16 protein-coding genes and 1 pseudogene are annotated in these 18,265 nt (G+C 69.3%); 8 read left to right on the top strand and 9 right to left on the bottom strand.

What is annotated here, in order from left to right; all coding sequences use genetic code 11:
* Together ADK65_RS01955 and ADK65_RS01950 are read left to right on the top strand one after the other, a co-directional pair.
* Window positions 1–273 (top strand): annotated as a pseudogene (locus tag ADK65_RS01955) (crotonyl-CoA carboxylase/reductase); the annotation flags it as partial.
* Window positions 274–334: 61 nt separating this feature from the next.
* Window positions 335–2,062, top strand: coding sequence for a 3-hydroxyacyl-CoA dehydrogenase family protein (locus tag ADK65_RS01950; RefSeq protein ID WP_234352770.1), 1,728 nt, complete (start codon window positions 335–337; stop codon window positions 2,060–2,062).
* Between the two features lie 50 nt (window positions 2,063–2,112).
* On the opposite strand, the gene ADK65_RS01945 is transcribed toward ADK65_RS01950, so the two are convergent.
* Genes ADK65_RS01945 through ADK65_RS01930 form a run of 4 tightly spaced genes read right to left on the bottom strand, consistent with a single transcriptional unit; the run spans window position 2,113 to window position 7,717 of the window.
* The gene (locus ADK65_RS01945) at window positions 2,113–4,395 is read right to left on the bottom strand and encodes an FAD/NAD(P)-binding protein (RefSeq protein WP_078955761.1); all 2,283 of its coding nucleotides are present in this window, start codon (window positions 4,393–4,395) and stop codon (window positions 2,113–2,115) included.
* Window positions 4,396–4,446: 51 nt separating this feature from the next.
* The gene (locus tag ADK65_RS01940; RefSeq protein ID WP_078955760.1) at window positions 4,447–5,613 is read right to left on the bottom strand and encodes a pyridoxal-phosphate-dependent aminotransferase family protein; all 1,167 of its coding nucleotides are present in this window, start codon (window positions 5,611–5,613) and stop codon (window positions 4,447–4,449) included.
* Entirely contained in the window at window positions 5,610–6,734 is a 1,125-nt protein-coding gene (aepY, locus tag ADK65_RS01935; RefSeq protein ID WP_063787982.1) for a phosphonopyruvate decarboxylase, read from the bottom strand. The genes ADK65_RS01940 and aepY overlap by 4 nt, the downstream gene beginning before the upstream one ends.
* A complete protein-coding gene (locus ADK65_RS01930; protein WP_053667989.1) occupies window positions 6,731–7,717 on the bottom strand; it encodes an isocitrate lyase/phosphoenolpyruvate mutase family protein in 987 nt (328 codons plus the stop codon). Before ADK65_RS01930 ends, aepY begins: the two co-directional genes overlap by 4 nt.
* 390 nt (window positions 7,718–8,107) lie before the next feature.
* Here ADK65_RS01930 and ADK65_RS01925 point away from each other — a divergent pair, with 390 nt between their 5' ends.
* From ADK65_RS01925 to fabG, 6 genes are all read left to right on the top strand, one after another.
* Window positions 8,108–9,016 (top strand): sterol desaturase family protein, encoded by a 909-nt coding sequence (locus ADK65_RS01925; protein ID WP_053668018.1) that lies wholly within the window; start codon window positions 8,108–8,110, stop codon window positions 9,014–9,016.
* A 60-nt stretch (window positions 9,017–9,076) separates the two neighbouring features.
* Window positions 9,077–9,766, top strand: coding sequence for a lysophospholipid acyltransferase family protein (locus ADK65_RS01920; RefSeq protein ID WP_053667988.1), 690 nt, complete (start codon window positions 9,077–9,079; stop codon window positions 9,764–9,766).
* Between the two features lie 5 nt (window positions 9,767–9,771).
* On the top strand, window positions 9,772–10,944 hold the full coding sequence (locus tag ADK65_RS01915) for a beta-ketoacyl-[acyl-carrier-protein] synthase family protein (RefSeq protein WP_234352769.1): 1,173 nt from the start codon (window positions 9,772–9,774) through the stop codon (window positions 10,942–10,944).
* Complete coding sequence (locus tag ADK65_RS37840; RefSeq protein WP_053667986.1) at window positions 10,941–11,924, top strand: beta-ketoacyl synthase N-terminal-like domain-containing protein; 984 nt, start codon at window positions 10,941–10,943, stop codon at window positions 11,922–11,924. Before ADK65_RS01915 ends, ADK65_RS37840 begins: the two co-directional genes overlap by 4 nt.
* 103 nt (window positions 11,925–12,027) lie before the next feature.
* Complete coding sequence (locus tag ADK65_RS01905; protein ID WP_053667985.1) at window positions 12,028–12,285, top strand: acyl carrier protein; 258 nt, start codon at window positions 12,028–12,030, stop codon at window positions 12,283–12,285.
* 3 nt (window positions 12,286–12,288) lie between these two features.
* The gene (gene fabG / locus ADK65_RS01900) at window positions 12,289–13,035 is read left to right on the top strand and encodes a 3-oxoacyl-[acyl-carrier-protein] reductase (RefSeq protein ID WP_053667984.1); all 747 of its coding nucleotides are present in this window, start codon (window positions 12,289–12,291) and stop codon (window positions 13,033–13,035) included.
* A 53-nt stretch (window positions 13,036–13,088) separates the two neighbouring features.
* Here fabG and ADK65_RS01895 read toward each other — a convergent pair whose 3' ends face one another.
* From ADK65_RS01895 to ADK65_RS01875, 5 genes are all read right to left on the bottom strand, one after another.
* Complete coding sequence (locus tag ADK65_RS01895) at window positions 13,089–13,760, bottom strand: lysophospholipid acyltransferase family protein (protein ID WP_053667983.1); 672 nt, start codon at window positions 13,758–13,760, stop codon at window positions 13,089–13,091.
* A 138-nt stretch (window positions 13,761–13,898) separates the two neighbouring features.
* Complete coding sequence (locus ADK65_RS01890; RefSeq protein ID WP_078955768.1) at window positions 13,899–14,669, bottom strand: aldo/keto reductase; 771 nt, start codon at window positions 14,667–14,669, stop codon at window positions 13,899–13,901.
* A gap of 53 nt (window positions 14,670–14,722) precedes the next feature.
* Entirely contained in the window at window positions 14,723–15,955 is a 1,233-nt protein-coding gene (locus ADK65_RS01885; RefSeq protein WP_053667981.1) for a cytochrome P450, read from the bottom strand.
* A gap of 100 nt (window positions 15,956–16,055) precedes the next feature.
* Entirely contained in the window at window positions 16,056–17,036 is a 981-nt protein-coding gene (locus ADK65_RS01880) for a 3-oxoacyl-ACP synthase III family protein (RefSeq protein ID WP_063787980.1), read from the bottom strand.
* Entirely contained in the window at window positions 17,033–18,262 is a 1,230-nt protein-coding gene (locus tag ADK65_RS01875) for a flavin-containing monooxygenase (protein WP_159038704.1), read from the bottom strand. The genes ADK65_RS01880 and ADK65_RS01875 overlap by 4 nt, the downstream gene beginning before the upstream one ends.
* Between the last annotated feature and the right edge of the window lie 3 nt (window positions 18,263–18,265).

Here is an 18,265-nt window from a genome sequence, read left to right as displayed (position 1 = left end):
CTCAAGCGGATCATCGGCTCGCACTTCGCCAACTACCGCGAGGCCTGGGAGGCCAACCGCCTCATCGCCAAGGGCAAGATCCACCCGACCCTGTCGAAGACGTACCGGCTGGAGGAGACAGGCCAGGCCGCCCACGACGTCCATCGCAACCTCCACCAGGGCAAGGTCGGCGTCCTCGCCCTCGCGCCGGAAGAGGGACTCGGCGTACGCGACCGGGAGATGCGGGCGAAGCATATCGACGCGATCAACCGCTTCCGCATGCCCGCGAACTGAGAACGCCGGTACCGAACGTCCCGGAGGAGAGTGACGAATCATGGCGAATAAGTCATCGGTAGTGGGGATCGTCGGCCTCGGCACGGTGGGGGAAGCCCTGCTGGCCATGGTGCGGTCCGCGGGGTACGACGTCATCGGGGTGGACAGCGAACTCGACGTGCTGACCCGTGTCGATCGGCGGATGAAGGCGGCGGACGCCGAAAGTGGTACGGAGAGCGAAGACGGTCAGGGCAGTTGGACGCTGACGAATGAGGTGGCGGCGCTGGGCGCGGCCATGCTGGTCATCGAGTCGGTACCCGACGAGCAGTCGGTCAAGATCGACGTGCTACGGCGCCTCGACAGCGTGTGCCTTGATCGCACCGTGCTCGTCAGTACCGCGTCGTCGGTCGCGCTGGCCGAGCTCGCGATCGCCTCGGGACGCCCGGCCAGGACGCTGGGACTACGGTTCGTGCGCCCGCCGGCTCCCGGAAGCGCCGTCGAGCCGGTCCGGACGGCGCTGAGTTGTGATGACGCCATTACGGCGCTCGACGCCGTGGTGGCCGACAGCGGTCTGGCCGTCAAGTCGCTCGGCGCACGCGTCGGCGAAGACGCCACCGCGCTGGTCTACGCATACCTCAACCGTGCGGTCGCCATGGTCGATTCCGGCTACGCCGACCAGAAGTCCGTGGACACGGCCATGCGCCTGGGCTGCGGGCTTCCGGCCGGGCCGCTGGAGACCGTGGACCAGGTGGGCCTGCGCACTGTCCACGCGAAGCTGCTCGCTCTGCACGCGAGCACCGGCAACGCCGCGTACCGTCCTGCGCCGCTGCTCACAACGATGGTCGAGGCCGGGTTGGAGGGACGAGCGGGCGGCCAGGGCTTCTACGCCTACGACGTGCTCGGACGGCCCGAGGACGCCCGGCACGCCGTGACGAGCGCAGCGGTGGACTGCGCCGTCCGGACTGTCGGCGTGATCGGCTCGGGGACGATGGCACGGGGCATCGCCGAGGTGACCGCCTCCGCCGGCCTGCCGACGGTCCTGGTCGCCAGGGACCGGGCCAAGGCGGATCTCGCGCTGGCCGCGATCGATTCCTCGCTGGCGAAGTCGGTGGCCAGGGGCAGGAGGACGCCGGAAGCGATGGCATCCGTGCGGGCCCTGCTCACCGCGGCTGACGACTTCGCGGCCATCGCCGACCGCGACGCGGTGATCGAGGCGACGGCGGAAGAACTCAAGGTGAAGCGCGCGGTGTTCGCGACGCTGGGGGACGTGTGCCGCCCGGGGGCGCTACTGGCGACCACCACCTCCAGCCTCTCCGTCGCAGCCTGCGCCGAGGCCTCCGGGCGCGACCACGACGTGCTGGGACTGCACTTCTTCAATCCCGCCCCGGTGATGAGGCTGGTCGAGGTGGTGCGTGCGCCGCGCACCAGCGATCAAGCCCTGAGTACCGCGAACGCCTTCTGCGCCGAGATCGGCAAGACGGCCGTCCCGTGCCGGGACCGGGCAGGGTTCATCGTGAACTACCTGCTCTTCCCCTATCTCGCCGACGCGATCCGGCTGTTGGACCGCGCTGACGTGGACCCACGGGAGCTGGATACGGCGGTGGAGAACGGCTTCGGGTATCCGATGGGTCCGTTCAAGCTGCTGGACACCATCGGTCTCGACGTCTCGTTGGCCATCCTGAGGCGGCTGAGCGACGAGTTCCCCGAGCCCTGCTACACGCCGCCGGCTGCGCTGGAGCGGTTGGTGGCCGGCGGCCATCTGGGTCGCAAGAGCGGTCAGGGGTTCCTTCGCACGCGAAGGAACCCCTGACCTTGCCGGCCTCGGCGTCGCAGGACCGCGGAAGACACGGGTGGGGCGACTCAGCGAGCTGCTTCCACCCGTGCCCTCGTGTCATCGAACTGCTGCTGAGGCGAGGGGTCTTCCCTCGCTGACCGAGGGGCGACCGTCTCCCAGAATCCCTCCAACCAGGTCATGATGTCGTGCATCACGTAGTGGTCCGCATTGGGCCGCAGCGCCGAAAGCAGGAATGACCGCGCTCCCTCGGACGGCACGCCCAGCACCGTGACGCGTGGATCGATGCTGCCGTCGGCACGCACTGGATGCCCTTGCGGGGTCAGGTCCAGCCCGCCCGGCACGAAGGTCTCACCATCCTCGGACTTGTTGATCCACAGCCGAACCACCCCGCGCTCCAGGAGATTGCGGTACAGCGGCAGGGCGTCCAGCCGCGGATCGAATGGGTGGATCCGGGCCTCCACCAGGACGTCGAGCTCCCGGGAGGTCCCTGTTCGGGGCCCCTCGACCAGCAGGCGCCCCTGCTCCTCGTCCAGTCGAATACGAGCACCGGGGCCCGTGGAGACGTCGACTATGCCGTGCCGGATGAGCGCGGTGACCTTGTCCATGATCTCGGCGGCGGCTCCGTTGGCCAGCCTGTTGTGGTGGCGTACATAGCGATCCAGGAATCTGCGCTGGGACCGTGGAACGAGTCCGGCCTCGTCGACGGCGTAGGAGATGACGGACCTGAGGTCACGCCAGACGCCGTCCGCGGCGGCCTTGTGCGGGTTGCGCACGTTCCCCTGTCGCGCCCAGAGTCCGTCGGCCTTCATGAAACGCAACACCGCGCTGCGCTGGTCGGCGGCGGTCCCCTGTGGTTCGACGGGGGAGACGGTGCGCCACCAACTGAACCGGTTCCCCTCCGGGTCGGTTTCGAGCCCCCACGGAGAGTCGCTTTCCTCGAGCGCGGGGCCCGGCGGCAGTCCGCGGTCGATTCGGTGTGCCACTTCGCATGCCACGGAGGGGCCGTACACCGTCTCGGCCCAGTGCAGCAGTACCTCGCGGACCGGCCAGTCTGCGCGCGCCTGTGCGGCCGGTACTGGGACGGTGCCCCGCACCACCTCCGCCAGGAGGGCCCCCACCTCGCCGACGGCCTCATCGAGCGGCCCCAGCAGTTGCTCGGGGTCCTCGCTCGCCTCGCGCGGCCCTGTGACGAAGGCCTCGGCGCACACCGCGGCCCCTCGTGTCAGAAAGGAGTCCGAGGCAGGGCCGAACAGGGCGGCGTAGTGGAGATGTGCCATCTCCAGGACGGCCAGTGGCAGGACGTCCTGGTCGAAGTCGAGCTGGAGCTGCTTGCCCGAACGGTGCGCGACCGGTCGGCCTGCATTGGCCCGCAGTCGATCGATGGCGTCGGTGGTGAAGAACCGCCCGGTGTGGTCTCCGGGGCCGCCGTCCCGCTCCTTGTGGTTGTCGGGCCTCGCGAAGGTGAACAGACCTGCACCGCTGAAGGCGACTATGGAGGCCGGTTCGTTGCCGCTGGGCCGGTAGACCAGCCCGTCCACCGGATCGCTGTGGAACGTGCCGCCGCGGCCCTCAGTGAGATAGAGGATCGCGTCGATGGCGGTGAGACCCATGCCCGCGCATCCGACGACCGTACCGGGGCCGCAGTGCTCGACGTCGAGCGCAACGTCGAGGGGATAAGGCTGCGGCACGTACTGCGCGCCGGTGCGTTCGGCGAACTCCGCCAGCTGCCTGGAAGCGGGCACCCGCTGCGGGTCGTGGCTGGTGTGGCCGGTCAGCAGCACCACCGCGTCCGCCGGGTGGACCGCCGACCCTTCGCCGGTGATCACGCGGACGCAGTCGTCCGAGGGGCGCACATCGACTACTTCGGCGGCGTGGAGTTCCACTTCTACCGCCGGGTGCGCACGCAGCTCTCCGGCGAAGGTGTCGAACATCTCGCGCAGGGCCAACCCGTGGACGTAGCGCTTGGGCCAGTCCCGTGGGCCGATGGCGAGGTCCGGCTCCCCGGTGCGGGCGAACCGGCGGCGGCACCACTCGTACAGCGTGGGACGCTCCGCCTCCTGCCGAAGCGGGCCGGCGCCGACGACGCTCTCGTCCGCCGCGAATCCGACCTGGCAGGCGATGCGGTTGAGATAGCTGGTCCGCGCCTGAGCGGGGTCGTGGGCCTGTCCCGCACCGAACGCACCGGAGCGCTCGAAGACGTGCACCTCCAGCCTCCGTCCCGCATCCAGCCGGCCAATGGTGGCCGACAGCCTTTCCAGGAGGTAGGTGGCGCGTGGCCCGCCTCCGACCAGCGCCAGTCTGAAGGGGGGCGCGGGCTGCTCGGAGGCGGCTGCTTGGGCGGCGGTCACCGGGTACCTCTCTTCGTGGATGTGATCGTGCGCCGAGAAAACGACCGAACGTCAGCGATGGCGTTCTGCCATCAGGCGGTCAAGGGCGGAGAGGAAGGAGTCGATCTCCCCGGCCGTCATGCATCCCATGGTCGACAAGCGGAAGAAGTCCTGCGCCAATTGCTCCTGGGCGTTGTAGACGACGAAGCCGTCCCGTCGCAGCTCTTCATGGAGTTCGGTGTAAGTGAGCCCCTGCGGGATGCGGACGGCGGTGAGAGCGGCAGCCCTGTGCTCCGGCGGCAGGAGGATCTCCAGGCCCATCTCCTCCAGGCCGCTGCGCAGCCGCTGCGCGAGGCGCGTGTAGCGGGCCAGGCGGGCTTCACGGCCCTCGGCCAGCGCGAGGTCGAGCGCGGCATCGAAGGCGTAGAAGGCCGGGATGCCGGGTGTGAAGGCGGGAGCGGCCGCCTCTTCCTGTGCCCGGTAGTGCCGGTGCAGGTCCAGGTAGTAGGTGCGGCGCGGCCTGCCACCCAGTGCGTCGAAGGCGGCTTTCCGGGCCGCGACGAAGCTCAGCCCGGGGGCTCCTTCGAGGCACTTGTTGGACGAGCCGGCGAGCCAGTCGGGTGCGTCGTCGCGCAGGGAGAGGGCCTCGGCTCCGACACTGCTGACCGCATCCACGACGACCTCGCGCCCGTGCACGTGGGCGATCGCGGTGACCGCGGCCACGTCGTTGAGCATGCCGGTGCTCGTCTCGTGGTGCACTACGCCTACGTGTGTCAGTCCGGGATCCGCGGCCAGCAGCCGGTCGAGCGCCTCGAGGTCCACCGGCGTACCCCAGCCGAGTTCCCAGCGGTGGGTCCGGACAGCGTGCGCCCTGGCGATGTGGTGCAGCCGCTCGCCGTAGTGGCCGTTGTCGATCACCAGCAGCCCGCCTGCCTCGGGGACCGTGGAGCTGATCGCCGCCTCCACCGCGCAGGTTCCGGAGCCGGTGAGTATCACGGCCGCGTGGTCGTCGCCTCCCCCGCAGATCGCGGTCGTCTTGCGCCGTACCCGGGTCAGCAGCCGGGAGAACTCTGGCTCCCGGTGACACATGTCGGGTCCGGCGAGCGCGGAACGGACCCGCTCGTCGGTCATCACCGGGCCGGGGTTCATCAGGACCAGCCTGCGCGTCCGTCCGTCGGGGCCGACGCCTGGGCCTTCTTCGGAGTGCACGGTCAGGCCCTCCACGATGCCGAATGTCATGCGGAGATCGCCTCCATGAACCGGGCCGCCGAAGCGGGCGGGGACAGGGCCGGACGGCCGAGTCGCGGATCGGATCCGGAGGCGATCCGCACCCGGATCAGCTGGGGGCCCCCGGCGCCCTGCGCGGCCGCCACCGCGGCGGTGAGTTCGACGGGCTTGGTGACGTCATGGGCTGCTCTATAGCCGCAGGCCCGCGCGATCGCGCCGAAGTCGACGTCTGCGGAGGCGGTGGGCTGCCCACCGGTGGACTCGTAGGACTCGTTGTCGAGCAGGATGTGCAAGAGGTTGGGCGGCGCCAGACGCCCGATGGCGGCCATGGCCTCCAGTCGCATGAGCGCCGCGCCGTCGCCGTCGAGCACCACCACGTTGCGATCCCTGGCGTACAACGCCACCCCGAGGGCGACGCTGGAGGCGCAGCCCATCGAACCGACCACGTACAGGTTCCGCGCGCGATCCCAGTCCCGCTCCAGCTCCCGGGCCGTCTTGCCGGTGGTGGCGACCAGGCAGGTGGCCGGGTCCATGCTCTGCACGACACGACTGATCGCCTCGGCGCGCAGCATCGGACCGCCGCGCTCACATGGCGGTGGGCCGGCGGCGTACGGGGCGACGGATCCCTTGGGGACGACGAAGGCGAAGGGCAGCCCGGTGGCCTCCATATGGGCCTTGGCCTCGTCAAGCAGCGCCGCCAGTGATGCAGGTTCGTCGGGGAGGATCTCGTTCCTGATCCGCATGGCCGTCAGCATCTGAGGGGTGATCTCGCCCATCAGCTCGTGCTGCGGCTCGTCGGGGGAGCCAGGCCGGCCGCGCCAGGTGACGAAGAGCAGGACCGGGAGCCGAAGGGTGTGGCACAGCGAGGTCAGCGGGTTGACGGCGTTGCCGAGTCCGGAATTCTGCAATATCACCACCGGCGTGCGCCCGGCGAGCCGCGCACCAGCGGCCACGGCCACCGCCTCGCCCTCATTCGCGGCGATGAGGTACTCCTGCGGATACCGGTCCTGAAGACAGCTGATGACCGGGCCGAGGTACGAGCAGGGCACGCCGGTGAACGGCCCGAATCCACGCTCGCGCACCAGGTCGACCACGGTCGGCGCGTCGAGGCCGAGAACCGTGGGTGCGCTCATCGCTGCGCCGCCCGCTCGGAGCCGACCGGCGTGAGGTCCTCCTCGTGCCCGGTCTCGTAGGCGGCGATGAAGCGGGCCTCGTTCCGCTTCTGCTCGCTCATCCCCTGAAGCTCGAAGACGGTGGCGAGCGGTGCGATCCGCTCCTCGAGCCCAGTGGTGCGACCGTCCTTGAGGATGGTCCTGAAGGTGTTGCTGACTGCGGTGATCCCGGCTCGCAGGCCGTGGTTGGCGTAGATGACCATCTTGGCCCCCGCAGCGCCGAGTTCGTCGGCCGTGATGGTGTGGTAGGTGGTCGGCACGACCACCACGGGCGTGGGCTGCTGCCACGAGTTGAGGAACTCCAGCACCGGCTCCGGCGAGTCGCTCTTCGCGTGGATCAACACCGCGTCGGCGCCGGCCTGGACGTATGCCTCACCGCGCCGCAGGGCTTCGTCCATGCCCTGCCCGGCGATGAGCGCCTCGATCCGCGCGATCACCACGAAGTCCGGGTCGCGCTGAGCTTCCTTGGCTGCGGCCAGCTTGCCGCAGAACTCGCCGATGGGGGCGAGCTCCTGTCGGCCGGGGATGAAGCTGTTGACCTTCGGGAAACGCTTGTCCTCGATCGATATGCCGGCGATGCCGGCTGCCTCGTAACGGCGGACCATGTTCATCACGTTGTGCGCGTTGCCGTAGCCGGCGTCGGCGTCGGCGATGACGGGGGCGTTGACGGTCGCCGCCATCGACCCGGCCACCGAGAGCAGTTCGCTCATCGTGAGGATGTCGGTGTCCGGTACGCCCTGCGATGCCGAGATCTCCAGACCGCTCGACCAGACGCCGTCGAAACCGGCCCGTTCGGCGAGGCGTGCGCCCAGCGGATTGTGGGCGCCAACGATCCGTACCACACCCGGGCGTTCCAGGAGAGCGCGAAGGCGGGCGGCACCGCCAAGGCCGCCGTAGCCGGCCCTGCCGCCGTTCTGGTGATCGATCCCTACTGTTTCATTCATAACGGTTCTCCCGCTGCGCGAGTTATCGAAGAGGGGCCGCAACGACATTGTGAGTCGACGCGCGACGAGCAATGCCCGGACGATTATCTGTGACCGACCGCGAAGGACTACAGGGGCTGAAACCTTGCGTTCGCATCACATGGCCCGATCGTGGGATCTTTCGGGTTCGGTCGATGGGAGAGCCGCTGGGTCCTTGCCTGGCGAGAGCTTACGACCAGTCACCCCACCGGGAAAACGAGAACAAGGCCCCACGCCATCAGGTCTTAAGTGAGGGTTTAGCAGAACCCCAGCACAGCACGTAGGAGTGACTTAAGGCCGTTGTGTAAATATGACCGAGGAGCCGCTTCACAGGGTTTATCCGGGCGGTGGCAGGCGATTGAAGGGATGGCGATGTTCGACCAAATAGTGGAGCGATTGCACGACCCGGCCGTGTATTCCATACCGGCAGTGGCCCTGCTGATCCTGATCGAACTGGTGGCCATCAAGTTCAGCGACGACGAGGAACTGACGGGCTACGACCTGAAGGACCACGCCGCCAGCATCACGACCGGACTGGGAGCGCTGGGGTGGTCCACCCTCATGCGTGTCGTGGCGCTGGCGCTGTACGTGCCGGTCTACGAGTACGTGGCGCCCTTCCACATGTCGCCGTCCTTCTGGGGCACCTGGGTGGTGCTGTTCTTCGGGGTGGACTTCCTCCTCTACTGGAATCACCGGGCGTCCCACGCGGTCCGGTTGATCTGGGCGGGGCACCAGGTCCACCACTCCAGCCGGTACTTCAACCTCTCCACGGCACTGCGCCGAAAGTGGGCGCAGTGGTTCGAGAAGATGATCTGGCTGCCGCTTCCGCTGCTCGGGGTGCACCCGGCGCTCGTCTTCGCCACGCAGTCCGTCCACCTCCTTTACGGGCTCTTCGCCCACACCGAGAAGATCCGCAAGCTCCCCAGGCCGATCGAGTTCCTCCTGGTGACGCCGTCGCATCACCGCGTCCACCACGGCATCGAGCCGGAGTACCTCGACAAGAACTTCTCCAGCATCCTGATCATCTGGGACCGGATGTTCGGCACCTTCCAGCCCGAACTTCGACGGCCCACCTATGGGCTGACGAAGCAGATCGATACGTACAACATCTGGAAGATCCAGGTGCACGAGTTCGCCAACATGATCCGGGACGTCCGTCAGGCGCGCACCTGGCGCCACCGCCTCGGCTACGTCTTCGGCCCCCCGGGGTGGCGCCCCAGCGAGACGCGACGGAACGCCGTGGCCCCGTCCGCCTCCGGTACGGCAACGCTGGCCGACTGACCCCGCCCCGGCAGACCTCGTTCGTCACGGCATGACGCAGCACAAGACTCAGGGGGACCGATGTTCCGTTCGATGTTGAGGGCCGTACTCGCCCTGCTCCTACGCCTGGTGTTCCGGCCGCGCATCAGCGGCCTCGGGAACATCCCGGCCTCCGGTCCCTGCATCATTGCGGCCAACCATCTCTCCTTCTGCGACCACGTTCTGATCTCCCTCATGGCCAACCGCCCCGTCTGGTTCATCGGGAAGGCCGAGCGGCTCGACGGCACGGGGCTGCGGCACCGCCTGCGCGTCAAGCTCCTCTTCACCCTCGGCTTCGTCCCGGTGAAGCGTGACGGTGGAGCGGGTGGCGTGGACGCCCTCAAGCGTGCCGAAGAGGTGCTGCGTGAAGGACGCATCTTCGGGATCCACCCCGAGGGCACCCGCTCTCCCGACGGGCGCGTCTACCGCGGCCGTGCCGGGGTGGGCTGGCTGGCGCTCGCTACCGGCGCGCCGGTGATCCCCTGCGGCCTGGCCGGAACCGACCGCGTGCAGCCGCTGGGCAGGCTGATGTGGCGCGTCACTCGGTTCGACATGCACTTCGGCTCGCCCATGACCTTCCCCGAGTTCGCCGGGCGCGAGGGTGACTACAAGGTCCGCCGGCTGGTCACCGACTCCGTCATGGAACAGGTGCACACGCTCGCCGGCCTCGACTACGTGCACCGGTACGCCCCCAGGAGCACGCCCGCCGCCGAAGCGATCGCGGGCGGCTGATGGACATGGAGGTCTTCGTCACCGGCCTCGGTGCCATCAGCTGCCTCGGCGACGGCCCCGAGGCCTTTTGGAAGGGCCTGCAGGCCGGCCGGAGCAGCCCCACGCCAGTGGAGTCGCTGGCCGGACATGTCCGCGCTCCCCTCGCCTACCAGGTCCCGCCCGGCACGGACGCATCGGCGCACGCCGAGGACGACGCCACCTGGGGCCGAGCATCGAGGTTCGCCCTGCACGCCGCCCGCCAGGCGGTCGTGGACGCGGGCCTGACCGACGAAGAGGTCGCCGGAATGGCCGTGGTCATCGCCACCGCCATAGGGATGTGCGAGGAACGTGAGGACGCCTTCCGCGCGGGTGTGCCCGATGACGCGGTATGGACGTCGTCCTTCTCCGTCGCCTCGGCTGTCGGCGGTGCGCTGGGCTCCTTCGGGGCGAACATCAGCGTGAGCAACGCCTGCGCCGCCAGCGGCTACGCCCTGAGCGTCGCGATGGACCTCATCCGGCGCGGTGAGGCGGAGACCGTGCTCGTCGGCGGGGCCGAAGGAAGCGCCGGTGTACCGATCGCCGCCTTCAATCGGCTGGGAGCGATCGATCCGGACGGCTGCCGTCCCTTCGAAGCCGACCGCAAGGGGACCGTCTTCGGCGAGGGCGCGGCCATGCTCGTCGTGCAGTCCGCTCGGGCGGCGGCGCGCCGCCGTAGCTACGGCAGGCTGTCCGGCACCGCGTGGAGTTGCGACGCTTACCACACGACCGCGCCCGACCCGGGCCGCCGCCAGTGGCTGCGTGCGGCGCGTGAGGCGATGCGGGACGCGGGGTGCGGGCCCGAGACGATCGGCTGCGTGATCCCGCACGGCACCGGGACCCAGCAGAACGACCTGCTGGAGTCGGAGACGCTGCGCGAAGTGCTGGGGCAGCAGTGCGATACCACGCCGCTGTTCAGCCTCAAGGCCTACATCGGGCACACAGCCGGTGCCGCGGCCGCCTTCAGCGCGGTCTCCGCGGCCCTCGTCCTGTGGCATGGGCAGGTGCCGCCGAACATCGCCCTGGCGCGGCAGGACCCGGCGTGCGACGTGTGGCTTCCGCAGGGCGGCCCGACGCCGCTGCCCCGGCCCGGTGTGCTGATCAATTCCTACGCCTTCGGAGGCAGCAACGTGTCGCTCGTGCTCGACGGAGGAGTCCCGTGATCGCGCGGCCCCAGGTCGCCGAGGCGGCGGTGAGCGGCGTCGGGGTCACCGAGCCGCCCGTCGGCATCGCGCCCGGTGAGGCCTGGTTCGACCACAGATCGCAGTTGGGCCCGCGCGGCTACAAATACCTGCCCGAGGCATGCCAGTACCTGCTGGCGGCGGCCAGGGCGGCGGTCGCGGGCAGCGACGGCCTGCTGGAGCGGTGCCCCGAGGAGCGGCGCGGCGCCGTGGTCGGGACGAACAGCGCCGTGGCGGAGTTGCACTCCGTCATCGACCGGACGACTCGGACCGAGGGGGCTGACTTCATCAGCCCCATGACGGCGCCCTTCTTCTCGGTGAATCTGGTCGGCGCCCGGCTCTCCACCGAGCACCTGCTCAAGGGCTTCAACCTGACAGTCACCTCACCACGAGTGGCCGGCGTGGAGGCGCTGCACCTGGCGGCCCACGAAGTGGCGGGCGGGCGGGCGGAGGTCGTACTCGCCGGCGCGACCGAGGCGCCGGATCCCTATGCCGCGGATGCGCTGCCCGAAACCGGCGCCGCCGTCCTCGTACTGCGCCCTCGCGCATCGGCCGGACCGGGGACGACGCTGTTGCGGTCGTGCCTGCTGTTCCTGCCGCCGCGTGCGCTGTCGACGGCCGCAGGCCGCGAGCGGGCGGAGCGGATCGTGGTCTCGGCCCTCGACGCCGTCACGGCGGGGCTCGACGGGGACGACGCGATCGACGTCCGCCTGGTGGCGGACGGATCGCCGGTCGCACGGGCCGTCTCGGACGCGGTCCGCGGTCGGAGGGGGCCTGACGTGCCGCCGGCGACGGAAGTACCGCGCGCCGGGTCACTGCAGGCCGTGGCACTGCTCGCCGAGGGCGTCCGGTCCGGTTGCGGGCGAGCCCGGCTGGTGGTCACAGCGGCCAGGGAAGGCAACGTCGCCATCGCCATGACGACCACCAAGCCGCAGCCCGGCCAACTACCGCACGTCGGCTGAAGGTTGAGGGCGTACCGCCCTTAGCGCCGCAGGGCGGACCGCCCGAACATACCGTCCCGCGGCACCCCATCACGCAGCACACGATATGAGAAAGAGAGACGACATGGTGCAGCAATCCCTCGCACTGGACATCGAGGACCTCCGCGAGACGATCGCGAACATCCTCGATATCGACACCGCCGAGGTGACCGACGACGCCGACTTCGTCGAAGAGCTGGACATGGACTCCCTGCTGGCACTGGAGATCCTGGTCTCCCTGGAGCGCAAGTACCAGGTCAAGATCGGGGAGGAGCACATGAAGGAGGTCCGCTCCCTGCGGAGCACCTACAGCCTGCTCGCGGCCAAGCTCGAAAGCGCTTGAGCCATGGCTGAGGACACCACCCGTGTCGCCGTCGTCACCGGCGGGTCCCGAGGCATCGGACGGGCCGTGGTGGAACGGCTGCTGGCCGACGGCTACCACGTCAGCTACTGCTTCCAGACGGCGTCGAACGCGGCCGCGGAGATGGAGAGCCTTGCCAAGGAGCACGGTGTCCGGGTGTCGGCCGCCCGGGTCGACGTGGCCGACGGGGCGGCGGTACGCGCGTACCTGAGGCAGACCGAGGAAACCCTGGGGCCGATCGACGTCCTGGTTTCCAACGCCGGGGTCATCCGTGACGCTCCGCTGCTGAGGATGGAGGCGGACGACTGGCACACCGTCATCCAGACGAACCTGACGGGTACCTACAACGTGTGCCGCGCGGCGATCTTCGAGTTCATGAAGCGGGGTACCGGCAGCATCGTCACCATCTCCTCGGTGACGGGCGTGTACGGCAATGCGGCGCAGACGAACTACGCCGCGTCAAAGGCCGGGATCATCGGGTTCACCAAGTCGCTGGCCAAGGAGGTGGGCCGGTTCGGCGTGCGCGCCAATGTCGTGGCGCCCGGATTCATCGCGACGGACATGACCGACTCGGTGAGCGAGGCGGTTCGCGACAGCACGGTGAAGAAGATCCCGGTCGGGAGACTGGGGACCGCGCAGGAGGTGGCGGAGGCCGTGGCGTTCCTGGCGTCGCCCCGCTCCTCGTACATCACCGGGCACGTACTGCACGTCGACGGCGGAATCCCCGACTGACGTATGGCAAAGGGCCCGCGGCCTCACGGCACGCGGGCCCTTTGCCATATGGGTCAGCCCTGCTCCTTCGCCTTCGCCGCGTAGACGGGCACGTACTCCTGGCCGGAGACCTCTGCGATGCGCTGGGTGATCAGGTCGGAGACGGCCCTGCGGGCACGGGCGTCACCGGCGGAACCCTCGTACGCGGACAGGTCGACGGGCTTGCCGAAGGTGACCTTGACCTTGGCCGGACGGGGAAGTGCGCGCCCGGGCGGCAGGACGCGGTCGGTGCCGCTCATGGCCACCGGCACCACGGGCGCGCCGGATGTGAGAGCCAGCCATGCCACGCCTGTCTTGGCCCGGTAGAGCCGGCCGTCCGGGGAGCGTGTGCCCTCGGGGTAGATGCAGAAGACGCCGCCGTCCTTCACCACCCGAAGACACGCGTCAAGCGAGGCCACGGCCGCCCGTTGGTTCTCGCGGTCGACCGGAACCTGCCCGCTGCCCTGCATGAAGGACGAGACGATCCGCATCGGCCAGGGGCCTCCCGCAAAGTACTCCGACTTCGCCATGAAGGTCACCTGCCGGTCCAGCACCAGCGGCAGGAATGTGGAGTCGACGATGGACAGGTGGTTGGACGCGAGTATGACGCCGTTCGACCGCGGCATGTTCTCCAGGCCCACGGCTTCGAGTCGTACGGCGGTACGCAGTACCGGTCCGGTCAGCCGCTTCAGGTGCTCATAAATCATCGCCTTGTTCCTCTATGACTCGTCTGATCTGCGCGGCACTCGCTCCGCGGCGGCTCACAGCCGGTACCACCGCCGTGAGCCGCCGCTTGCGCGCCGTGACAGCGCACTTACCCTTCGTCCACCGCCGAACGGCGGACTCTACCCGTAGTCGAAGGTGTCGGGATCGGGTCCTCGCCGCTGACCGGTGTCGAGCGAGGTGATTCTGGCCATCTCGTGTTCATCCAGGGAAAAGTCGAAGACGTCGAAGTTCTCCTTGATCCTGGTGGCCGCGGAGGATCTGGGGATCACGAGGTTGCCGAGTTGCAGATGCCAGCGGATCACCACCTGTGCCGGCGAGCGCCCGTGTGCCCGGCCGATCTCGCCCAGTACCGGCAGGTCGAGCAGGCCCTGCCCTGAACCGAGCGGGCTCCAGGCCTGTGTGGCGATGCCGTGCGCGGCGTGGAACTCACGCAGCTGCGCCTGCTGGAAGCCGGGGTGCAGCTCGACCTGGTTGACGGCGGGGATGATGTCGCAGCAGTCCATGAGCCGGCGGAGCTGGCCGGCCGTGAAGTTGGAGACGCCGATCGCGCGTATCCGTCCCTCGGCGTGGAGCTTCTCCAGGACACGCCAGGTCTCCAGGTACCGGTCCCGCAGCGGAAGCGGCCAGTGGATGAGGTAGATGTCGACCCGGTCCATGCCAAGCCGTTCGAGGCTGGCATCGAAGGCCCGCAGCGCCTCGTCGGTGCCGTGGTCGCTGTTCCAGAGCTTGGTCGTGACGACGATCTCGTCGCGCGCAATGCCGGACGCGGCCACGGCGGCGCCGACGCCGCGTTCGTTGCGATAGCTGGTAGCGGTGTCGATGCCGCGATACCCGGCCTCCAGCGCGGTGCCCACGACGGACTCGGCGTCACCGTCCGGGATCTGCCACATGCCCAGACCGAGTCGGGGAACGTCCAGACCCTGGTTGAGGGTCACGGTGGGCTTCACGCACCGGCCTCCAGCCCGAGGTCCACGGGCAGCGAATAGCAGCCATGGAGATGGGTCGTGGTCCGGAACCGGATCTCCTCTTCCGGGATGGCCAGCTTCATGTTCGGGTAGCGCGTGACGAGTTCCTCCAGGACCACTTCGAGCTCGAGCTTGGCGAGGGTCGCCCCCAGGCACACGTGGATCCCGTGGCCGAAGGCGAGGTGCCGCGGCGTCCGGGGCCGGTCGAGGTCGATGGTGTCCGGATCGGCGAACGCGGTCCCGTCCCAGTTGGCTGCCTGGACCGAGGCGATGACGCCCTCGCCCGCCCGGATCGTGACCCCGCCCAGTTCGATGTCCTCGAGCGCCGCCCTCCTCGGCGAGTCCCGGGCGATCGAGTGGTAGCGCAGCAACTCATCCACCAGAGCCGGGATGACGGACAGGTCGTTGCGCGCCCGCTCCGCGAGGTCCGGGCGCTGGATCAGCGTCAGAGCGCTGAGCTCGATCATGTGCGCGGTGGTGGAGAACCCGGCGAACAGCAGCAGTGCCACGAACGACACCAACTCCATGTCGCTCATGTCCGGGTTCTCGGTGATCAGTTTGCTCAGCAGGTTGTCGTCCGCCTGGGCGCGCTTGTCCGCGATCAGCTTTGTCACGGCGGACAGCAGTTCGAGCTTGGCCTGGTCGCGCTCGCTCGACTCCAGGTCGTCGTGGGCGAGAACGAGGCGGATGTTCCGCTCGAAGTCGGCCAGGTCGTCGGCGGGCACGCCGAGCAGCAGACTGATCGCCAGAGCCGGGATGGGGGTGGCGAACTCGGTGACAAGGTCGACGGGTTGGGGCAGCGCCTCGATGGCGGCACAACGCTCAAGGGTGATGCGCTCGATGTCAGGGCGGAGCCGGCGGATGCGCCGGGGGGTGAACTCGCCCGAGACCGGCGCGCGCAGCCGGGTGTGCACCGGTGGATCGGCGTGCGTCATGCTCATCGGCAGGTCGGTGCCTCCCGGCAGGTTCCACCGCGGAAAGCCATCAGCTTTCGGGTTGGCGCTGAATCCCGGGTGGGTGAGGACCTCCCGTACGAGTTCGTAGCTCGTAGCGAGCCAGGCCGGCTCACCGTCGGGGAGCACCACCCGCGTCAGCGGAGCGGTTTCCCGAAGCGACGCCACCGACTCCGGCGGGGCGTAGGGACACCCTGAGGGCGCTCCCTGCGGCAGTCGCGGAAGGTCGGTCGGGCCGGCGCCCATGTCGATCGTCATTAGCCTCACCTTGAGTTCTGGCCGCCGCCGAGGGGACGGCACACGCGGTGACGCGGGCCGACGGCCGCGGCAGCCGTGCTTTCCGTAGATACCTGCCGGTTCACCACGTGACCACCGTGGCGCAGGCCGCGGTCCCCCCGCCGAGTCCGGCGATCATCACGCGGTCGCCCCTCGTGATGCGTCCCGCTCCGGCTTCGATGGCGAGCGTCAAGGGGATCGTGGCGGCACCGGTGTTGCCGAACCGGTCCGCCGTCACCGCGACCTTGTCCATGGGCACATCGAGCCACTTGGCGCAGAACTCCACCATCCGGCCGCTGCCTTGGTGAAATACGAACCGGTCTATGTCCGCCAGCGCCACGCCGGCCTCGTCGCACGCCTGGGCCGCCACCGGTGGGAGTGCGGACTCCGCCCAGGCAACGACCCCCCGCCCGTCCATCTCGAACCGGTCCGCCAGGGGGTCGTGCGTGTGCCGGAGCGGCAGGTTGCTGCCGCCGCCGCGTACGCGCACCAGGTTCACGTGCTCGGCCTGACACCTCGCCACCACGCTGACCCCCTCGGAGTCGGCGGGCAGGGCGTCGAGGATGACCGCGCCCGCCCCGTCGCCGAAGAGGCTCACGGTCCTGCGATCCCGCGGGTTGAGGATGGTCGAGTACTTGTCGGCGCCGATGAGGGCCACCGGTCCGCGCCTGCGCCATCCGTCGGCAGCGCCCAGGCCGTAGAGGAACCCGGCGCACACCCCGTTGACGTCGAAGGCCGGTATGTCCGACAGCTTGAGTTCGGCGAGGACGAACGCCGCTGTGGGCGGCTGCGGCTGGTCTGGGGTCGAGGTGCAGACGATGACGGCGGCCAGGTCGCTGCCGTGAAGTCCGGCGTCCTCCAGGGCCATGGCGAGAGCCCGGGCCGCCATCGTGGAGGTCGGCTCTCCAACGTCGGCGTACCGGCGCTCCTCCACCCCGGTGCGCCCGGTGATCCACTCCGGGGTCACGTCGCACCATCGTGAGACCGTCTCATTGTCGATGCGCCGATCGGGCACGTACCAGCCCAGCCCGACGCCACCCAGTTTCCCCGGCCTTGTCTTCATCGGTATGCCTCGTAGACTTTCCGTAGAGTGCGGGCGGTGATCCGGCGTCCGGCGACCTCCGGTCCCGCGAGATCCGGAGGCGCGGCGGAACGGGAGCGTGACCTCGGCAGGCTGCGCACGACTGCTGCGGCCTGGACTTCGGCGCACGCGACCGCCGAGTCACCGCAGCGGAAGCGGTTGAGCAGGTACAACCCCGGCGACCCTGGTGCCTCCAGGGACAAGCCGAGCCGGCGCCGACTGAGCGTGTCGCGCACACCGGCGGGCAGGTGCGGGGAGGCGTCCTGGAACCCCGTCGCCGCGATAACCGCGTCAAACGTGCCTTCGGTGCCGTCGGCGAAGCGGACGGAGTCCTGTTCGAGGGCAACGACCCCGGCGCGCGTGTGCAGACGGCCGTGGCTGATATGGGGGAGAAAGTGGTCGCTCAACACCGGCGTCGAAACGGCGAGCGGGCTCTTCGGGGCCTCCAGTCCGAAGGACTCGTAGGAGCCCACCACGCGGCGGACGACCGACTCCCCCACTCTGGCGATCACGCGGCCCAGCAGCGGGGCGTGGCTCAACCCGCCACCCGAGTGGTCGATCGGCTTGCCCAGCAGCACCTTGGGCAGGTACCACTTCGGGGTCCTGATGCTGATCTCCACCCGCGATGCGGCGGCGATGAGCTCGCACGCGATGTCCACGGCCGAGGCGCCGTTGCCGATGACGAGGACTCTCTTCCCGCGGTACGGCTCGGCGTTCTTGTACTCGGCGGAATGGCTGAGCGCGTACGTCGGTTCGGCCGCACGCGGCACGTCGGGCCACACGGCGTCGACGTTGTGGCCGGTGGCGTCGACGACGGCGTCGAACTCCTCCTCCGCCTCGGCTCCGGCAAGGTCATGCCACCGCACGAGCCAGCCACCGCCCTCCTGGGCGGACACCGAGTCGACTCGGCACTCCCAGTGGCGCTGCGTGCCCTGACACTCGGCGGCCACTTGGGCGAGGTAGGCCGAGTAGAGCGAGTGGTGGACGAAGTGCACCGACGGCTCGGCCGGGATCGCCGTGTCGGTGAAGGCGCTGCGCTGCCGTGAGGTGTTGAGGAACAGCGCGTCGTACACACGGCTCCGCTTGGAGGTGGTGTTCCACAGGCCGCCGGCCTCGGGGTCCTCCGACACCCAGTGCACGGACCACTCCGGAAGGTGCCGTGAGATTTCCCGGACGGCCGCGATGCCGAAGATCCCGGAGCCGATCACGCA

The organism is Streptomyces sp. NRRL B-1140 (assembly GCF_001280065.1).
Classification (GTDB): domain Bacteria; phylum Actinomycetota; class Actinomycetes; order Streptomycetales; family Streptomycetaceae; genus Streptomyces.
This window is presented reverse-complemented; position numbering and strand designations above follow the sequence as displayed.